The 2,023-nt window shown below is 69.8% G+C and carries 2 protein-coding genes; both read left to right on the forward strand.

All coding sequences use genetic code 11. The annotated features are described in order from the left end of the window. Positions 1-294: 294 nt before the first annotated feature. Entirely contained in the window at positions 295-1,164 is an 870-nt protein-coding gene (locus WBP48_RS03410) for a LysR family transcriptional regulator (RefSeq protein WP_424436118.1), read from the forward strand. 99 nt (positions 1,165-1,263) lie between these two features. Then, complete coding sequence (locus tag WBP48_RS03415; protein WP_424436121.1) at positions 1,264-1,965, forward strand: type 1 glutamine amidotransferase domain-containing protein; 702 nt, start codon at positions 1,264-1,266, stop codon at positions 1,963-1,965. Positions 1,966-2,023 lie beyond the last annotated feature (58 nt).

Genomic DNA, 2,023 nt, shown 5'->3' on the forward strand with positions numbered 1-2,023 from the left:
GCACCTTCCTCAACGTCAACGGCGACACGTTCGTCGCGATGCTCGTCGCCAACGCGAACAACGAACTCGACCGCGACGTCTACTACGGCAAGAAAGAAGTCACCACCGACGCCATCGACCTCGAGAAGATGAAAGAACAATTCGAGAAAGCCGACGCCGCCGACTGACGTCCTTTCCAGACACACGGATGCCGGGGTCACGCACAGCGGGCCCCGGCATCCGTTTGTCTGACGTAAGGGGTACGCGGCAACGGAGGCGCGGCCGATGTCCGACGCGAAAGCTAGCCTGGGCATCGTGAGCCGTCCGAGTCTGGATCATCTCCGCACCTTCGTGACCGTCTATCGGGTGGGGTCGGTGACCGGGGCGGCCGAACTGCTCGGCATCTCGCAGGGCACCGCGTCGGCGCACGTGCGCGCGCTGGAGACCCAGCTCGGGTATGCCCTGTTCGATCGCGACCGCGCCGGGGTCTCGCCGACGCCCCGAGGGATCGAGTTGGCGCGCGAGGTCGCGAGCCACGTCGACGCGATCGAGGATGCCGCCCTGCTTTCGGCTCCCGCCGGCGCCCCGGTGCGGGCCGTGCAACTGGGCGGGCCGGCAGAGATCCTCTCGATCATGGTCGTCCCGCGGCTCGACGAACTCGTCGACGCGGGTCGCTCCTCCGTGCGCCTCACGTTCGGACTCGCCGAAGACCTGCTCGACGCGCTCACCCACCGGATGCTCGACATCGTGGTCAGCTCCGTGCAGCCGCGCCGGCGCGGCGTCACCGCGGTCCCCCTCTACGACGAGGAGTTCGTCCTCGTCGGCGCGCCTCGCTGGCGGGGTGTCGACCTCGAGGAGGTGCCGGTCGTCTCGTACGCCGAGAACCTCCCGATCATCCGGCGCTACTGGCGCAGCGTGTTCGACCGTCCCCCGCAGGAGCTGCGCGTCGTTGCGGTTGTGCCCGACCTGCGCGGCATCCGTTCGGCACTGCTCTCGGGCCTCGGGATGTCGGTGCTGCCGACATACCTGGTGCGCGGCGACCTCGACAGCGGTGCGCTGGTCGCGCTCGACGCGCCCGAAGTGCCACCGCTGAACACGATCTTCCTCGCGACGCATGGCCGAGAGGTCGAGAGCAATCCGGCTGTCGGCGCCGTCGCGGCGGAGTTGCGCCGTCTCATCCGGTGACGCCGCGCATCCATCGATACACCGATGGGTGCGATCGGCATTCCGATGAAGGTGCGACGCACTGAAGGGCGAGCATGGTGGACGTCGAAAGGACCCCACATGTCGAACGTTCTCATGGTTGTCACCGCGGCCGACGCCCTCACGCTTGCCGACGGCTCCTCGCACCCGACCGGATACTGGGCGGAGGAGCTCGTCGTCGCGCACCGCGAGCTCGCCGCGGTCGGCCACGCAATCACGATCGCCACTCCCGGCGGGCGCGTGCCCACGGTCGACCCGGGGTCGCTCTCGGTCGAGGTCGTCGGCGATGTGGACAAGGTCGAGGGCTTCCGCACGTACCTCGCGTCGATCGCGCGCTCGTTGTCACAGCCGCTGGCACTGGATGCCGTCGACCCCGCAGACTACGAAGCGATCGTGCTCCCCGGCGGCCACGGCCCGATGGCCGACCTCGCCTTCGATGCGGACCTCGGCGCCATCCTCACCTCGGCCGATGCCGCCGGCACGCCGATCGCCCCGTTCTGCCACGGGCCGGCAGGACTGCTGAGCGCCGTGGACCCGACGGGCGCACTGGTGTTCGCCGGACGCAGGCTCACCGCCTTCACCGACGAGGAGGAGCTCACCGGTGGTCTCGGCGAGAACACCCCGTGGCTGGTCGCCGGCACGCTGCGCGAGCGCGGCGCGCTGGTCGAAGACGGCCCAGCGTGGACCTCGCACGTCGTGCGTGACAGAAACCTCATCACGGGACAGAACCCGCAGTCCAGCGAGGCGGTCGCGCGCCTGCTGATCGAGGTGCTGGCGGGCTGATCGGTGGGCGGCGCGTACCGGGCGGTCCGGCGCCAGCCTGGGCGGCACGGCGCCTGGC

Source organism: Microbacterium sp., assembly GCF_049661145.1.
Classification (GTDB): Bacteria; Actinomycetota; Actinomycetes; order Actinomycetales; family Microbacteriaceae; genus Microbacterium.